The sequence below is a fragment of the Gemmatimonadaceae bacterium genome, assembly GCA_035633115.1.
Taxonomy (GTDB): domain Bacteria; phylum Gemmatimonadota; class Gemmatimonadetes; order Gemmatimonadales; family Gemmatimonadaceae; genus UBA4720.
On sequence record DASQFN010000014.1, the window covers coordinates 96,818 to 112,462 of the forward strand.

The window sequence follows — 15,645 nt, forward strand, 5'->3', positions numbered from 1 at the left end:
TGGGTTGAGGCGCCGGAAAGGTCGCCGATCAGCACAACCCGGTCAACCATGAAACATGCGCGTGAGCGAGCGGTTGCCGCTCCACGAATCTTCTCTCCCGAGTACTACGCGCGAATGCGTGATCTCGAGAGCATGTCGTGGTGGAATGCGGGCATGCGGAAAATCGCGGCCCGCCTCCTCGCGAGGGCGAAGCTCCCGGCCAATGGCTCGCTTCTCGACGCAGGCTGCGGATCGGGCCAGACAATGTCGTGGTTTCTCGACGCTCACTCCGCATGGACTGCTACGGGTATTGACGCCGCTCCGGAGCCGCTGGCTTCGGCGCGCGGCGCACATCTGTCGGTACAACGGGCAAGCGCCCTCGAGCTGCCGTTCGCAAGCCGCACGTTCGACCTCGTCATCGCACTGGACCTGCTTCAGCATCTTCCGCTCGATGGCGGCGATCAGCGAGCGCTCCGGGAGTTCCATCGGGTGTTGCGGCCCGGAGGCACGCTGCTGATACGGACCAACGCTCAGGCTTATCCGAAAACTCGCGACGATCCGGTGTTCTCTTATAGAAGGTATGAACCCGACAAGCTTCGCGGTCATCTTGCTGCGGCCGGTTTTGAGATCATGGTGCTCGGCAGAAGCAATTCCTTGCTCGGGTTGGCTGAGATACCACGCGAGTTGCGCGCGAACCGCTCAGGGGCGCCCTCCTACACGGGTCTCCTCAGCTTGCCGACACGCAAGGCGGGCGTCGCTCATTTCCTCAAGACAACCTGGCTCGACCTCGAGGGTCGCGCGATAGCCGCCGGTTGGCAACTTCCCTTTGGACGAACCATCTTTGCGCTCTGTCGCGCAAACCGGGCACCGAGGTAGACCTCCGCACGCTCGACCCCAGCGCACGCCACGCAGGCGCATTAGGACGAGACACGCAATGGCTGCAGACCGGATAGCGATCATCGGCCTCGGCGAGGCCGGTTACGAGATACATCTGCCCGCGCTCTCCGGCATCAAGGGAGTAACCGTCGTCGGCGCGTGTGCCGAGGATCCGATCCATCGGGCTCGAGCTGAGCAGAAGTTCAACGTCCCGCTCTTTACTGATCTCGATTCGATGCTGGCTGTGGGCCGGCCCGATGTGCTCATAGTCGCGACGCCGCCGGATACGCATGCGTCGTTATGTCTCAAAGCGATCGAAGCGGGCATCGACGTGATCTGCGAGAAGCCGTTTGTCTCGACTCTGGATGAGGCGGATTCCGTGATCGATGCAGCTCGCCTCACGGGGCGGCGCGTTGCACTGAATCACGAATTCCGCGAGATGCCGATTTTCCGGTCGGTGCTCGAGCACGCCGGTCCGGAAAGCGGCGAAGCCGTGTTTTTCGCCCAGGCGTGGCAGAATATCTATCTGCCACCCGGAAGCGAGTCGGGGTGGCGCCGACAGATGCAGCGTCGCACGCTCCACGAAGCCGGAGTCCACCTCGTGGACTATCTCCTGGCGTTGTTCGGCGAGAAGCCAATCGCCGTCTGGGCCTCGATGCTCGACGGCGGGACTCTGGACGGAGGAGCGGACGCTCTTACAGTCGTCGCGCTCGAGTTTTCGGATGGCCGCCTCGCGCAGCTCGTTCAAAACCGTTTGTCGAAGGGCGACACGCAGTACTTCGAGGTTCGAGCTGAAAGTCGCAATGCCTCGTACCGCGCATCGTTCGGCGGTCGTGCGAGGTTAACCCTCGGACTCTTCCGCAGCACCGTTCCGCATTTGCGATTCGAGTACGGCGCATCCGGAATCGCCTGGCGTGAAACGGGCAAGTCGCGGAAAATACTGGCGCGGAACCCGAAAAATCCTCGCGTTGCCGCCACACGATATCTGCTCGAAAAAACTCTGGCCGCTTTTCGATCGGGCGGCCCATTGCCGGCGAGCGCCGCGGACGGACGCGCGGCGCTCGAGGTGATCGATGCGTGTTACAGTGCCGCGGCTTCCGGCCGTCGCACCCCGGTGCGACAGGATGCCCCGGCGGCTTCGGATGGCGAGGCGGAGCGACCGCGCGCCGTACTCGAACAATGAGCGATGGCACCCGGCTGAGGGCGGCGATAGTCGGGGCTGGTCTCATGGGCAAATGGCACGCGGACGCCGTCAGAAAAGTTGGCGGAGTCGTTGCGATCGTGGCCGACAAGGATCCGTCTCGTGCCTACGGTTTCGCCCGGGAGCTTGGCGTCGGCGCGGCATCCACCGGCTCGGTCGGCGCAGCGCTCTCGGGTGACCTCGTGGACGTCGTCCACATCTGCACGCCTCCCTCGGATCATCCCGCGATTGTTCGGTCGGCGCTGGTGGCCGGACTGCACGTCATCTGCGAGAAGCCGCTTGCGGAAACAGCGGCGACTACTGCCGAGCTGCACGCGGAAGCGACAGAGCGAGAGCTGCTGCTTTGTCCGGTCCATCAATATCTGTTTCAGGAGGGCGTGATGCGTCTCACGCGGCGCCTGCCGCAGCTTGGCCGACTCACGTCAGCGGCAGCTTTCATGTCCAGCGCCGGCTCTGACGGAGGCGACGACGCCGCGCGCGACCGACTGGCCATGGACGTCCTGCCGCATCCTCTATCTCTTGTTGGGCGACTGATCCCGGGAAGTCTGGCCAACACGAGCTGGAATGTGACTCGGGCGCAGTCCGGCGAGATGCAGGCGGTCGGCACTCACCAGGGAGCGTCACTCTCGATTCAGATCTCGACTCACAGCCGGCCGCCTGTCAACGCGTTGCGTTTAACCGGTGAGCGGGGAACAGCAAACCTCGACCTGTTTCATGGCTTCGTGTCGTTCGATGATGTAGGAGCTTCACGCTTCGGCAAGATCATCCACCCATTCGCTGCTTCGGGTCAAACTCTGGCTGCGGCAAGCTCGAATCTGCTGCGGCGCGCCTCGCGCCGTGAGCAGGCGTTCCCGGGTCTTCGCGAGCTCATCCGCAGGTTCTACGCGGCCGTGGGGGCGAAGGAAGCGTCGCCCATCGGCTCGACTGAATCAACCGACGTGGCCGCTGCCCGCGACGCGATCGTCGCCGCGTTCCGGCGCGAGGGCGCCGTCGGCTAGATTGATTGCCCGTTCAGTCGCCGGGTTGCGGCCCGGCCATACCACGCTCTGAGGCGGCCTCCATTGTCGCGGGAGCTTTCCGAGTGAGATATCCGAGTGCTTCGCCAATCGACCATGCGAGCACCAGAGCGGCAATGTCCGGAAGCGAGCGCAGGAACCTTCGCGCCCTCCTGTCATCTCGGGCTGAGGCACGGGCCATTCGTGCAATGAGAAGCAGGGGTAGCAAGGGTGAGGCGATAAGCAATCGAAGCCGGCTGCCATCGTGCGGCGGCTCGATTCTGCGACAACCATAATATCGTCCGAACGAGTATCGCTCGCGCAGCGCATCGCTGCGATGTACCCTGCGTCCGGCTCGAACAGACGCACGCGGCTCCATCCATAGTGGAGCGCCCTGTCTCGCAAGTGCCGTATGAATCCGGGTCTCGTGGAACGACGTGTCCCAAGGCTCATCGAGAGACTCCAGATTGCTGCGTCGGTATGCGACGTTGCATACGCTCAGCGAGTCGGCGATTCCCGCCGTGAGCGGCGCCTGATACCTGTAGAAATCCACGTAGTAAAATGCCCAGTCGAAAGCCGTCATGTCCTCGGGGTCCAGCGGATCGACCGCTCCGCCAACCGCGCTTCCGTTGCGCTGTACCGTGCGGGTCAGACTCTTCACCCACTCGCTGTCGGGAACGCAATGATCTTCTGTGAGGAGGATTACGTCGCCGCGAGCGCCGGCCAGCGCTTTCGCGGCGAGCTCCACGGGCGAGGTCACGCCTTCATGAATCCTGATTTGCGCATCCGGAAAGCGTTGTCGCACGTTTCCGAGTTCACCGAGCGTCGGCGCGGCAGCGATCACGATGTCGAATTCGGGGGCCTCGTGCTGATGTGACAGGGCATTCAGACAGCGTTCCAGATGCGACTCGCCGCAGATAGCGACGACTGCTACCGACACCGAAACCGGCTGTGCATTCCCGCTTTGGCGATTTCGAGCGGTGGCCGTTGCCCGCTCCGGACCGCGTCGTGCGTTCAGCGCAGCGCTCCGCTGCGGTCGCGGCTCACAATGTGTTGCCTATCGAGAACCGGCAGCTCCCGCGGGCGCCGCCAAACCCTGCCACCCACCATTGCGCGCGCCAGCTGAGCCGGCTGGTACGTGATGCTCGGCCACATGAAGACTTCGGTGGTGCAGTGGCACTCCCTGTTGGCGATCGACTGCCTCAGCCTCGTGGCCTCCTCTGATGCCCAGATTTCGCGGAAAGTGTTTCGCCTCAGATTGCCGAGCGGCGCGTGTTGCTCGCATACGGCGACGTCGCCATTGGCATGGACCACGGCGGCGAGCCGGCCGGCCGTGCACGGGATTACCTGTCGGTCTTCTCTCGCCGTCTTCACCTTGGCCCACTGAAGCATCGGCTCGACGATTGCGCCGTAGCGTCCCTCCTCGCGCGGCGCCCAGAGCCGCCTGATGTACTCGTACAGCTCCTCGTATTGCTCGAGCAACGGCCCCTTCAGCGAAGGATTCTTACGGTCGCCGCGGATGAGGGCGAGGTTATGATGATCCATCTGCGGACAGCGCTCATAAAGAAATGTCGTCAGCTGACGGATCTGATCCATATTGATATCGGTCGCAGTCGAGATGCAATGGATCCGCAGTCGCTCGTCGGATTTCTGCAGCTCGGCAAGCGCGTCGTAAGTCTCCATGGCCTTCTCGAACGAGCGGCGGGTGACTCTGAAGTTGTCGTGAAATTCGGGCATTCCGTCGAGCGAGATCTCGACCACGAAGAGCTGGAGCAACTTCTCGGCGAGAGTGCGTGAGATTTGTTCTACTGCGCGCGCGGTGAAATAGGCGTTCGTTGGAACGTAGATCTGCTTGACTCCGTTGTGCCGGATGAATTGCGCACAGATCTCGGCGAACTCCGGACGGAGAAACGGCTCACCGCCTGAGAGATTGAGATTCTCGATCGGACCAAGCTCCCGCGACAAGGCGAAGAGCTCGTCACGCGTCAGGTCGTCCTTCTTGTTGAGCGCCGTCCAGTAGAAGCAATGCTCGCACTTCATGTTGCAGATCGAGTTGATGAACAGCACGAGAAACGGCGGCGTCTCGACGCCCAGGTAGGCGTCGCTCGTCAGCCTGATATGGCGGCTAACCCGCTGCGCGGCGTTCACGGCCGATCTCTCATTGCTATCTTCTGGTAGTCGGAATTGCGTGCAGGATGGGACGTCGCTGCCGGACAACGACGCAGAGTCAGTTTAGGTGGCATCTCCACCAGGAACAAGGGAGTATTTGCTCTGGGGCCGCATCACGCCGTAACGAGGTGGATAGAGGCGCTGCTCGTCTGTCCCGCATGCCACGGTGACGTCGCGCGCTCCGCCGATTTCTACCGGTGTGCGTCCTGCGCCGCGGCATATCCCATAAGGCATGGAGTTCCCGATTTCAGGCTCTGGCCCGATGAGTACGTGTCGGTTGCGGACGAGCTGGCGAAGATCGACAGGCTCTTCGCTCCTCCCGCGCCGACCTTTCGTCAGCTTCTCACCAGGTACTACGACCTGTCACCGGAGAGTCCGCGCAAGCTCAACGTCCGTTACGTCGCCGCCATCGAGAACAGTGCCACAAGAGATGAGGCGCTTCTCCGAAAGCTGCGCAACGCATTTCCCGATGTTGGGCGCACGCGTTTTCTCGATCTCGGCTGCGGCACCGCCGCGCTTGCTCTCGCGGCGTCGAAGGAATTCGCCGAAGTGGTGGCTGTCGATGCTGCGCTGCGTTGGCTCCTCGTTGCCCGCCAGCGGCTGAACGAAGCGGGCGCGCCGGCTGTAGGAGTCGCTTTGATCTGCGCGAATGCGGAGGCGCTCCCATTCCGCCTGGCGACTTTCGACGCCGTGATGGCCGACTCGGTGCTCGAGCACGTGCGAGACAGCACACGGATGCAAAGCGAGACGATGCGGGTTCTGCGGGGCGGCGGAGCATTCCTGTTCACAACGAACAACAGATTCAGCATCCTTCCGGAGCCGCACGTTCGTATCCTCGGGTTCGGGCTCATCCCCCGCAGATGGATGGAAAGGATGGCTTTGGCGCTCCGAAAAACCCCGTACAAGGCGCGCCTTCACTCCCGGCGCGAGCTGCGTCGACTTTTTCGCGACACCGGGCGGGTGGAGCTGCCCGTTTACGAGCCGGGCGAGCTGGGCGAGCGGAACGAACGGGCTCGACGAATCTGGGAGATGATGCGACACATACCGCTGCTTCGATGGATGATGGGCCCAATCGTACCGCAATACTTCATCAGCGGAAGAAAGAGCTAGGAAGCAAGTCGTCTCACTGGCGGATGCCACTCGCTCGAGAGCGGCGTCCCTGAAGCTGGATCTGGCATGCGACAGCTACGATGAGCACAAACGGTAGGATCAGACGCCATGTCGCTCTATCCACTGCGAGATAAAGGGCTCCATGGACAACCACCAACGCGAAGAGCAGATAATTCAACCGCTGAATCCGCTTCCATCGCGCGGTCCCCAGACTTCGCAGGGCCAGGTCGTTCGAGATCGCGAGCAGCAGCACAAGCAGCAAAGTCGCCGCAAGGCCGGTGTAATTCGCCGAAAGAAACGCAATCGCACCTTTCGAAAGAGCACCCATCTCCGTATCAGGAACGAAATAACGCACGACCTGTCCACGCATATGGACCTGCAGGCCAACGACCGTATGCATGAGTCCGCCGATCGCCGCCCAGATGCCGATGTCTCGACGCAGGTTTGTGCTCACGGGAGTCGCCCGTCCGCTTCGATCGCTCAGCGGACCCACGAGCAGGGTAGCGGCGAGAAGCAGCAGCCCGACGTAAGCCGTCGCCACGCTGAGCCGTTGCGCGGGCGGTCCATCAATCGCGAGATAGAGAACGGAAGTGCCGCCCAGGAAAAGCGCTGCGAGCGAAACGTTCCGTAAGAGGCGTCGCGAAACTCCCCGCACGCGTTACGACCTGGAGTCAGACGGTGCCGTCAGCTCTCCGAGCGCGCCAATGCATTGTATACGGAGCCGATCAACCGTCCAACCGCATAACCGATGACGAACGCATAGGCGAAGCCGATGAACGCGCCGCCTACCGTGACGCGATATCCCGGGAGGAACACCCACAGCATACCGAGGTGAGGTCCAACCCTCGGTCCCCCGCGCATCACAAGAACTATCGTCCCGAGAAACAGCACCGCCCCGAAAAGCAATCCGACGGCGATTCCCCATGCGCGCGCGTTCAGACGCAAAAGCGTCGTTTTGACCTCGTCCTGTGTCTCCACCATCTTCGCCTCGTTCATCTAGATGTGATCCAGGAAATCACGAGTCGTGTCGAGCTCGGCTCGAGTTCGAAGAATGAAAAGCGATATTGCCAGCGCCAGGTTTCGTGTGAATGCCACGAACCAGCCCGCTGCGAACCCCACTGCGAATCCCCACGCCAGTCCGATCAACGCGCCTTCCCACGTCAGATCGTAGCCTACGAAGTACTGGGCAAGCAGCCGAAGACCACGCCACGGCGTGCCGCGGAGAAGATCAATTGCCGTAACCGTGAAAATTCCCAGCCCCGTCACAGTACCGATGGCCACACCAAATGCGCGCTTGTCAACCGGGGCGAACAGAAGCGTCGTCGACGGCGGTAGTGATGGCTCGTCCTCCCCGGCGGGAATCGGGGCCGCGCTCGGCGTGATGGATTTGTCTACGGTCATGCCGCCGCCGTAGTCCGATCACTCGGAGAGCTCTCGACGCGCTGCTCTTCGTGATACTCGAGATCGGTGTTGACCTCCCACAGATCGTGCGCCGCGCCCTGCATGTTCTCGATGGCGAGCATTGCCGTGTACATCGAGTGATCCTGGTTGTTGTACTTGTGCATTCCGTTTCTGCCCACGGTATGCAGATTCTCGATGGGGTCGATGTACTTCCGGACAGCGTCCAGATTCTCGCGGTAGGTCGAGTCGTAAATCGGATAAGCCTTCGGCATTCGAACTACCGCGCCATCGACGACTTTCGCCGACCTGGCCAGCCCGAGGGTCTCGAGCTCACGCATGCCGAGCTCGAGCAGCTCCGCGTCGCTGCTGTTCCAGAGCTCGTCACCGTGGAAGCAGAAGTATTCCATGCCAATGCAGCTTTGGCCTGCGTGGGGAACCATCGCGGCGCTCCAGTTCCGGAAATTCTGGATGCGTCCCACTGTGACACCAGGGGTGTGCACATATATCCAGTTGTCGGGAAACAGATTCTCTTTGTCGAGAATGAGCGCCACGAGAATGAAATCGCGATAGGTCAGCGCCTCCGCCGCCTCGAGCGCCTCGGGAGGTCGGTTGGGCCCCAACGCCTGCACGAGTGAACGAAGGGACATCGTCGTTATGAAATGCTCGGCTTCAATGCGACGTGTTCCGCCTGGCGTATCCACTGTAGCGGCGACGACGCGCGTGCCGTCCGTCTCGAGGCCCGCAACCTGATGATCGAGGAGCACCGTGCCGCCGAGCTGCGCCACTCTCGCCGCGCACTCCTCCCACATCTGCCCCGGCCCAAGGCGAGGGTACTTGAACTGCTCGATCAGCGTCTTGATCGCAGGCGCGCGGCGATTGAGAGAAGTAGCCGAAAGAATTGCGTGAGCGAGTGAGAGCCCCTGAATGCGCTGCGCGGCCCACTCGGCCCTGATCTCGGTGCAGGGTACGCCCCAGACCTTCTCCGTGTACGTCTTGAAGAAGATCCGGTAGAGGCGGTGGCCGAAACGATTGGAGACCCACTGCTCGAAGTTCTCCTCGACCGGATGGGGCGACATGCGAGCGTGCACGTAACTGAAAACGATCATCGCCGCCTGCCACCACCCGAGTCCCGCAAGGGCATTGCTCGCCTTGAGTGGGTAGTTGAAGAACTTCCCGTTGTAGAGGATTCGGGACAGCCGGGGAACGTCGATCAGCTCGTCGCCAAGCAGCTCTTCCCATAACGACTGAACAGCGGAGATCTTCGTGAAGAATCGGTGACCGCCAATGTCGAACCGGTAATCCTTGTAACGAGCGGTGCGCGAAATGCCTCCGACTACAGTATCCGCTTCGAGCACGGTCACCTGGTAGCCCTGCTTCACCAGCAGATACGCAGCCGTGAGGCCGGCCGGCCCGGCACCGCAGACGATGATACGATCGCCCGGCCTCAACTGCCTCGCGCTCCCCGCCTCCGATGCTCCCAGCTTCATGGGGCCGAAATCGTCGGAGCGGCCAGCGGTGTGGCTGTCGAGAGGTTCGAGCTGAACTGGACGGAATCGGTCACTGAGGATTCCTTAGTCGGTAGACCCGCGCTTTGGCGCGCTCGGTAGACCGCGAGAAGACGCGCTCGTAGGCAAACGGGCCGACACTATCGATTCGTTTGCGGAACCGGCTATCCCAGCTCTCGAAGTCCTGGCAGACGTCCACCGTTCCACATTCGACAAGAACATATATGTCGTACTGGCGCGCGGCCACGGCCAGCGTGCTGTCGGCATGGTAGTAGTCGAGGCCGGCAATTGCTTTCCAGCGGCCTCCCTCTCCAGGGCCTCCGATCAGCAGCGATCGATCCCTGGGCAGAGTCTCGAGATACCGACGAAGGTCCCCGAAGGTCGAGACGACCTCGCCGACATATCCCCTGGTCTGACCGATGGAGATCGCGGCACCGCGATCAACAGTCGTTCCGGCCACGCGCTGTGAGCGCAGGAAAAGCAACCCAAGGACGAGTGCCCCAGCCAGCCCCACCGAGACGATCGCAGGAACCCGTACCGGTCTGAGTCTCCTCGTCACGGGCTCGAGCAGTGCGGCCGCACCCACATAAAAGAATATCCAGATGAACGGCTGGTACGGCATGAGGTAGCGCCTTGTACTTGGAATCATCACAGTGAGCACCGGGAGCGCAGCCAGGAAATACAAGATCTCAGGCATGAATCGGCGACGCGCGCGCCACATTCCATACATGAGCACGAGCGAGATTCCTACGCCGGCAGCGGTGATTGCCATGTCTCCCATCGTCGCGCCGAAAGCCGGGTTGAACGCGCCTTTCGTTATCGGATACTGCGCAAACGCCAGATGGTAAACCGGAATTATGCTCGACGGCAGCGCGACTCCCATGAGATTGAGGAGCATCCCCGTCTTGCTCGCGCGGCGGAGGAATATGAATGGCTCCGGCAGGTACCTGTTGACGAGTGGACCCCAGTTGAGTGCGATCAGCACTGCTACGGCCGCGATCGCGCCGAGCCCCGTGAGGACTTTCACGCGACGCGGAAGAGCGTGGCTTCGTGGTCGTCCGGCGGCGAGCACTCCCGCGTAAACAGCGAGCACAGGCGCCGTGAACTTCACCAGGAACGCCATCGCGAACAGAGCCGCGACTCCCGCAATCGCGAGTGCTCTCCTGCCGAATGGTCGATCTGAAGTGAGGAGGCGAGTTGCCAGAATTATCACCCCGAGCGTAAACGCCGCATACGGTGCGTCGGCCAGCGGCGCGAACACATTGGCCACCCAGTTCGGATTGATCAGCAGGAATCCGAATGTGAATCCGATGGCGATCCAGTGCCTCGAGCGCGGCAGAGCCCAGGACAACACGTAGGCGAACATCACCGCGATGATGAGCAGAAGGACGATGTTCGACAGCTGGATTGCCCGCAGCTGGTTGTCGAAATCGCTGAACATCATCATGAACGGAGCCCGCATGACCCCGGGCATCGCGACGTAATTGAACGGGACTCGGTTGATTGCGGTTCGGGCGACCGTATGTCCCGTTTCCGCGAAGGCCAGGCCCTTGAGCCAATAGAGGAGCGGATCGGTCTGCAGGCGCGGATAGAAATACGCGGGATCGACGGCGAGTACGCCGATCAGAAGGACGATGACGAAGACTCCGCCGAAGACCGTCAGGGCCTGCCATTCGCGGCGGACAAACGAGACCGGCGATTCCAATTCCCGATGGAATTGGTAGGATGATTTTATGGCTTCCAAGTTGCGGGCTTATCCTCGCGGGCTCGTAGCGTGCCGGACGCGCAAGCCCGGGGGACGGACGCGCACTTCCGTTTGTTCGGCGGTCGGACAATAATTCTTCACGAGTCTCCAGGCAATGATCGAGAACTGAACTGAGCGAGAGGACGGCGTATGGCAATCGAAGAAAAACCGAGCAGGAACGAGGACGAATACTTTGCCCGTCTCGACGCGGAGCTGATGAAGGAACGCCGCGTGAAACTCGACGTCGAGCGGCTCAAGCAGGAGCGGTCGTCGCATCTTAACAAATGCCCGAAATGCGGCTGCGATCTGCGGGAGCGCGAGCACAATCACATCAAGGTGGACGAGTGCGAGGAATGCGGCGGCATGTGGCTCGACAAAGGCGAGCTCGAGATGATAGAGGAGTTCGACCGCCGCGGAACCGGGCTCATGTCGTCGCTGTTCCGGCCGCGACGGTGACCCCGCAGGCGAAGGCGAAGGCCGCGCTCCGCGACATAGCGGATACTCTCTACCGCGGTGCATCCGAATCCTGCCGCGAGCACCGGCGCTACGCGGAGCTGGTGGATCGTGATGCCAGTGACGGGGAGCAGAAGGCCGCGCGGGCGGCCGTGCGGGCCTCGGACGAGGTTCTTGACGAGGCGGTCGATTTGTACGAGATCGCGTGTCTGGAGGAATCCGGCCACGGAAACGACGACTGGTGGCACAAGTCGAACATGGTATGGCGCAACGCGACGGAGTACCTGCGACACCAGGCCGCGTCGAAGCGCCTGCTGCGCGGCGAGGACGGCCACAGCAAGAACGAGTTCATGGCGCTGCGAATCGAGCACGAGCTCGAGGCCTCGGCGCTGCTCAGACTGCGCCAGGCGATCGAGTCCTACAAGGCCGCCAGGCCGGAAGTCGCGAAGGTCTAGGTCACTCCGGCCGCGAGCCGCCGGCTGATTTTTGCGACGATCATTTCAATCGCGATGGCGTTGTGTCCCCCGCGAGGCACGATGATGTCAGCGTAACGCTTGCTTGGCTCGACGAACTGCAAGTGCATCGGCTGCACGGTCGAAAGATACTGTTTGATGATCTCGTCGAGCGGACGCCCGCGGACGCGCATGTCGCGGCGCAATCTCCTGATGAGTCGGATGTCAGCGTCGGCGTCGACGAACACTTTCACGTCGCACAGCTCGCGGACGCGCTCGTCGACGAAGAGAAGAATCCCGTCGATTACTATGACGTCCGCCGGTTCAACTCGAACGACGTTCGAAGACCGGAGGTGAGTGACGAAGTCGTACACCGGCTTGTCGATCGTGCCGCGTTCCGAGAGATGTTCCAGGTGCTCGGTGAGGAGATCGAAATCGAACGCGTCGGGGTGATCCCAGTTGACTCGGCGGCGCTCGTCGAGCGTGAGCGAGTCGAAGTTGCGGTAGTAGGCGTCCATGTCGATGAACGCTACAGAGAGGGCCGGCGCGGGTAGAGCGCCGGCAACTTTGTGGGCGACGGTGGACTTGCCGCTTCCGGATCCGCCGGCGATGCCGATGATGAGGGGCTTGGACACGCTTCAGAATGTAGTTTGCATTGCGGCGGAAGTGACCACGAGCCACACGAAGGGCACGAAGAACCACGTTCCCCTGGGAACAGCTTGGGCGGCCAGGCGCTCCTTCACAGCGTGAGCCAACCGCAAAGAAAAACGGGCGATTGAAGCTTTGAATTGGCGGTCGAGAGGTCTGCCTTCATCATGATGAGCGCGCGCGGCTTTCCCAGCGTTCTTCCCCTGCAAGTATGGCGATGCCCCGTTTGTCATGGTGAGCTCGGTGCCGCTGGGGATGCACTTCGTTGCTCGACCTGTCAGCACGATTACGAGATGCTGCTGGGAATTCCAGACCTCCGCGATCCTCGGCTCGAGTCGAGCGAGACCCTCCGCGACAGGGCAGCCGCACGAAAGCGCAGCGCAGAGCTGGCAGGTTTGTCCGCCGAAGAAGCAATCAGATCTTTCTTCGCTGAACGGGAAGGGAAGGATGGTTGGACTGCTCGCGATACCGCTTATAGAACGTGCGCTTCCCTCACGGCAGCCGAGGCTCTTCGACGCGACCTGAGAGGCTGGCTCGGTTCTCCGGCGCGAGGCGGAATGTTTCTCGATCTTGGCTGCGGCTTCGGCGGCCTCCTCGCGGCTGCTCACGCGGAGGGCGTTACTGGAATCGGAATCGACAACCGGATGGACGTTCTGGTCATCGCTCGCAAACTCATCGAGTCAGCCGGCGGTACAGCAATCCTCGCCGCTGGGGCAATGCGGAGTCTCTCCCACTCGCCGATGAGTCGCTCGATGGGGTTGTGATGTATGACGTCATCGAGCACATCGAAAGGCCGTCGGCTGCGCTCGCGGAGGTGAGCCGGGTCATCAGACAGGGAGGAGTTCTTGCATGCCGAACTCCCAACCGGTACAGTTTTGCCGCCGAGCCGCACGTGTTCGTATGGGGAGTGGGCTGGCTTCCGCGGCGGTATCAGCAAGGTTTCATCCGCCGGAGAAGCGGGCGGGCGTACCCGCAGACGTGGCTTCTCAGCGCGGCGGAATTGAGAGGAATCATTCAGCGATACACAGGATTTGACGCCGTGATCACCGCACCGCCGATTGCCGATTACGAGCTCGAGACTTTCAGTGAGCCGCGGGCGACAGTTGCGCGCATCTACAATATGTTCACGCGTTGGCCCTGGGCACGACATGTTCTCTTACGCATCGGTCCACTGTTTCAGACGATCGCCACCAAGAGACGCGACAATCCGCCGGCGCGTTAGTATTCTTTTCTCTCGCTCGAAACTTTTCTTCGGGAAGTTTGTAATAGGTTGTCCGGCCGCTGAAAACGAACTGATTTCCGGGTGGTTCGAGGGGTTGAAGTTGCGGCTCGGAATCGGTAACATGAGATGTCGGTAGCGCGGCGGAGCGGGAGTTGATTGGAGGCAGTCGCGGCCGACGAAATGGCCCCCGAAAAACTTGTGAAAAACACTTGACGGGGCCTGTTCGGTCTGATATAATTGAAGGCTGCCCAAGAATGGGCACCAGAGCTTTTTGAAAATCGAAGTTGAGATCAAGTGATGTGCGAGGCGAACTCGATGATCCGTGTCCATTCAGGGATGCGGTTAGAGTTCAACCTGAAAACATTACAAGTGATTCCGGACGCAGTGAATGCCAGAGGCATTATGCGTCTGGTATAGCCGCGTTCGGAGAGCAGACAAATCTCTAAACTATTGGAGAGTTTGATCCTGGCTCAGGATGAACGCTGGCGGCGTGCTTAACACATGCAAGTCAAGGGGGCCCGAGGCGCAAGCCTTGGGCAACCGGCGAACGGGTGCGTAACACGTGAGCAACCTACCCAGGTGTGGGGGATAGCCGTCCCAACGGACGGGTAATACCGCATACGCTCAACACGAGGCATTTCGAGTTGAGGAAACCTTCGGGGCACCATGAGGGGCTCGCGGCCTATCAGCTAGTTGGCGAGGTAACGGCTCACCAAGGCTACGACGGGTAGCTGGTCTGAGAGGATGGCCAGCCACATTGGGACTGAGAAACGGCCCAGACTCCTACGGGAGGCAGCAGTGGGGAATCTTGCGCAATGGCCTAACGGCTGACGCAGCGACGCCGCGTGAGGGATGACGCTCTTCGGAGTGTAAACCTCTTTTGCCTGGAACGAACTATCAGCTTCAGCTGATTTGACGGTACCGGGTGAATAAGCACCGGCTAACTCCGTGCCAGCAGCCGCGGTAATACGGGGGGTGCGAGCGTTGTCCGGAATCACTGGGCGTAAAGGGCGCGTAGGTGGCGTGATAAGGGTGTGGTGAAAGCCCGGGGCTCAACCCCGGGTCGGCCATGCCGACTGTCAGGCTCGAGTACTGTAGGGGCAGGCGGAATTCCGGGTGTAGCGGTGGAATGCGTAGAGATCCGGAGGAAGACCGGTGGCGAAGGCGGCCTGCTGGGCAGTTACTGACACTGAGGCGCGACAGCGTGGGGAGCAAACAGGATTAGATACCCTGGTAGTCCACGCCGTAAACGATGGGTACTAGGTGCCTGGGGGAGCGACCCCTTGGGTGCCGGCGCTAACGCAGGAAGTACCCCGCCTGGGGAGTACGGCCGCAAGGCTGAAACTCAAAGGAATTGACGGGGGCCCGCACAAGCGGTGGAGCATGTGGTTTAATTCGACGCAACGCGAAGAACCTTACCTAGGCTTGACATGCATGGGAAACTCCTCAGAAACGAGGAGCCTCCTTCGGGATCCATGCACAGGTGCTGCATGGCTGTCGTCAGCTCGTGTCGTGAGATGTTGGGTTAAGTCCCGCAACGAGCGCAACCCCTGTTCTTAGTTACCAGCGCGTAATGGCGGGGACTCTAGGAAGACTGCCGGTGCCAAACCGGAGGAAGGTGGGGACGACGTCAAGTCATCATGGTCCTTACGTCTAGGGCTACACACGTGCTACAATGGGTCGGACAGTGGGGGCCGAGGCAGCAATGCCAAGGCAATCCCAAAACCGATCCTCAGTTCGGATTGTCGTCTGCAACTCGACGGCATGAAGCTGGAATCGCTAGTAATCGTGGATCAGCATCGCCACGGTGAATACGTTCCCGGGCCTTGTACACACCGCCCGTCACGCCATGGAAGCTGCGAGCGCCCGAAGTCGGTGCCGGAACCCTTA

At 61.3% G+C, this 15,645-nt stretch carries 15 protein-coding genes and 1 rRNA gene; 8 read left to right on the plus strand and 8 right to left on the minus strand.

The window, feature by feature from the left end; genetic code table 11:
- Positions 1-48: 48 nt before the first annotated feature.
- The 3 genes from VES88_02250 to VES88_02260 are packed head-to-tail and all read left to right on the plus strand — an operon-like array spanning position 49 to position 3,054.
- Positions 49-855, plus strand: a complete 807-nt coding sequence (locus VES88_02250; protein ID HYN80295.1) for a class I SAM-dependent methyltransferase — start codon at positions 49-51, stop codon at positions 853-855.
- A gap of 58 nt (positions 856-913) precedes the next feature.
- Positions 914-2,038, plus strand: coding sequence for a Gfo/Idh/MocA family oxidoreductase (locus VES88_02255; GenBank protein ID HYN80296.1), 1,125 nt, complete (start codon positions 914-916; stop codon positions 2,036-2,038).
- Entirely contained in the window at positions 2,035-3,054 is a 1,020-nt protein-coding gene (locus VES88_02260) for a Gfo/Idh/MocA family oxidoreductase (protein HYN80297.1), read from the plus strand. Before VES88_02255 ends, VES88_02260 begins: the two co-directional genes overlap by 4 nt.
- Before the next feature lie 13 nt (positions 3,055-3,067).
- Here VES88_02260 and VES88_02265 read toward each other — a convergent pair whose 3' ends face one another.
- Together VES88_02265 and VES88_02270 are read right to left on the minus strand one after the other, a co-directional pair.
- Positions 3,068-3,991, minus strand: coding sequence for a glycosyltransferase (locus VES88_02265; GenBank protein HYN80298.1), 924 nt, complete (start codon positions 3,989-3,991; stop codon positions 3,068-3,070).
- Between the two features lie 74 nt (positions 3,992-4,065).
- Positions 4,066-5,199: a radical SAM protein gene (locus tag VES88_02270; GenBank protein HYN80299.1), complete on the minus strand. Its 1,134-nt coding sequence runs from the start codon at positions 5,197-5,199 to the stop codon at positions 4,066-4,068.
- A 36-nt stretch (positions 5,200-5,235) separates the two neighbouring features.
- Here VES88_02270 and VES88_02275 point away from each other — a divergent pair, with 36 nt between their 5' ends.
- A complete protein-coding gene (locus VES88_02275; protein ID HYN80300.1) occupies positions 5,236-6,330 on the plus strand; it encodes a methyltransferase domain-containing protein in 1,095 nt (364 codons plus the stop codon).
- A 13-nt stretch (positions 6,331-6,343) separates the two neighbouring features.
- On the opposite strand, the gene VES88_02280 is transcribed toward VES88_02275, so the two are convergent.
- From VES88_02280 to VES88_02300, 5 genes are all read right to left on the minus strand, one after another.
- Complete coding sequence (locus VES88_02280; protein HYN80301.1) at positions 6,344-6,985, minus strand: ferric reductase-like transmembrane domain-containing protein; 642 nt, start codon at positions 6,983-6,985, stop codon at positions 6,344-6,346.
- 29 nt (positions 6,986-7,014) lie between these two features.
- Complete coding sequence (locus VES88_02285; GenBank protein ID HYN80302.1) at positions 7,015-7,326, minus strand: hypothetical protein; 312 nt, start codon at positions 7,324-7,326, stop codon at positions 7,015-7,017.
- The gene (locus tag VES88_02290) at positions 7,327-7,731 is read right to left on the minus strand and encodes a hypothetical protein (protein HYN80303.1); all 405 of its coding nucleotides are present in this window, start codon (positions 7,729-7,731) and stop codon (positions 7,327-7,329) included. It lies immediately after the preceding gene.
- Positions 7,728-9,218, minus strand: a complete 1,491-nt coding sequence (locus VES88_02295; GenBank protein HYN80304.1) for an NAD(P)/FAD-dependent oxidoreductase — start codon at positions 9,216-9,218, stop codon at positions 7,728-7,730. Before VES88_02295 ends, VES88_02290 begins: the two co-directional genes overlap by 4 nt.
- A gap of 70 nt (positions 9,219-9,288) precedes the next feature.
- Positions 9,289-10,941, minus strand: coding sequence for a hypothetical protein (locus VES88_02300; GenBank protein HYN80305.1), 1,653 nt, complete (start codon positions 10,939-10,941; stop codon positions 9,289-9,291).
- A 189-nt stretch (positions 10,942-11,130) separates the two neighbouring features.
- Here VES88_02300 and VES88_02305 point away from each other — a divergent pair, with 189 nt between their 5' ends.
- Positions 11,131-11,436, plus strand: a complete 306-nt coding sequence (locus VES88_02305) for a zf-TFIIB domain-containing protein (protein ID HYN80306.1) — start codon at positions 11,131-11,133, stop codon at positions 11,434-11,436.
- Positions 11,433-11,888, plus strand: coding sequence for a hypothetical protein (locus VES88_02310; GenBank protein HYN80307.1), 456 nt, complete (start codon positions 11,433-11,435; stop codon positions 11,886-11,888). Before VES88_02305 ends, VES88_02310 begins: the two co-directional genes overlap by 4 nt.
- Here VES88_02310 and udk read toward each other — a convergent pair.
- Positions 11,885-12,520: a uridine kinase gene (udk, locus tag VES88_02315; protein ID HYN80308.1), complete on the minus strand. Its 636-nt coding sequence runs from the start codon at positions 12,518-12,520 to the stop codon at positions 11,885-11,887. The genes VES88_02310 and udk overlap by 4 nt on opposite strands.
- A gap of 494 nt (positions 12,521-13,014) precedes the next feature.
- Between udk and VES88_02320 the strand changes: the two genes are divergently transcribed.
- On the plus strand, positions 13,015-13,755 hold the full coding sequence (locus VES88_02320; GenBank protein HYN80309.1) for a class I SAM-dependent methyltransferase: 741 nt from the start codon (positions 13,015-13,017) through the stop codon (positions 13,753-13,755).
- Between the two features lie 447 nt (positions 13,756-14,202).
- A 16S ribosomal RNA gene (locus tag VES88_02325) occupies positions 14,203-15,645 on the plus strand; the annotation flags it as partial.

Bases quoted from the DNA above. Each gene is read 5' to 3' on its own strand.
- VES88_02250 (HYN80295.1), top strand. From the start codon at position 49: ATGAAACATGCGCGTGAGCGAGCGGTTGCCGCTCCACGAATCTTCTCT.
- VES88_02255 (HYN80296.1), top strand. From the start codon at position 914: ATGGCTGCAGACCGGATAGCGATCATCGGCCTCGGCGAGGCCGGTTAC.
- VES88_02260 (HYN80297.1), top strand. From the start codon at position 2,035: ATGAGCGATGGCACCCGGCTGAGGGCGGCGATAGTCGGGGCTGGTCTC.
- VES88_02285 (HYN80302.1), bottom strand. From the start codon at position 7,326: ATGAACGAGGCGAAGATGGTGGAGACACAGGACGAGGTCAAAACGACG.
- VES88_02290 (HYN80303.1), bottom strand. From the start codon at position 7,731: ATGACCGTAGACAAATCCATCACGCCGAGCGCGGCCCCGATTCCCGCC.
- VES88_02295 (HYN80304.1), bottom strand. From the start codon at position 9,218: ATGAAGCTGGGAGCATCGGAGGCGGGGAGCGCGAGGCAGTTGAGGCCG.
- VES88_02305 (HYN80306.1), top strand. From the start codon at position 11,131: ATGGCAATCGAAGAAAAACCGAGCAGGAACGAGGACGAATACTTTGCC.